At 63.5% G+C, this 661-nt stretch carries 1 protein-coding gene; it reads right to left on the bottom strand.

Going from position 1 to position 661, the window contains the following annotated elements; translation table 11 throughout:
- The coding region (locus FW796_RS31865; protein ID WP_446440706.1) for an immunoglobulin-like domain-containing protein at positions 1-661 on the bottom strand (661 nt) is incomplete at both ends.

Genomic DNA, 661 nt, shown 5'->3' with positions numbered 1-661 from the left:
GGTGGCGGTCAGGCTGATGGTGGAAGTGTCGATGGTGTCGGTGACATCGGTGACGGCTGGAGCCGGGTTGGTCTCCAGGTTTTCGAAGTTGCCGCCATCGGTCTTGGTGATGGTGACTTCCACCTTGCCCGCGTCCTTATAGACGTCGTCAGCAGGCGCCGCGACAGTCGCAGTGCCCGAAGTGGCGCCCGCGGCGATGGTGATCACCGCGCCGTTGCTCAGGGTCACGGTAACCGGGGTGCCCGCAGCATTGGTCAGTGTGGCGGTGTAGACAATGGAGCCGCCTTCGGCCACCGAGTCAGTGGCCGAGAGGCTCAGCGTCGTGGTGTCCGGAGTATCGGTGACGGCGGTGTCTGCCGGCTTATCGCTGAAATCGAGTTTTTCGTAGTTGCCGCCGTCGACCTTGGTGATGCTGGTGCTCAAGGAGCTGCCACCGGCCAGGGCATCGTTGGGCGCGGTGAAGTTCACGGTGGCGGAAGACTCGCCCACCGGAATGGTAATGGTCTGGCCGTTGGACAGGGTCACGACAACTGGTGAACCGGTCACTGGCGCGGTGACCGACGCGGTGTAAACCACGGTTCCGCCTTCAGCGACGCTCGGTGTGGCGGTCAGGCTGACTGTCGAGGTATCGATGGTGTCGGTGACGTCAGTGACGGCAGGG

The organism is Pseudomonas sp. 910_21 (assembly GCF_052850735.1).
This window is presented reverse-complemented; position numbering and strand designations above follow the sequence as displayed.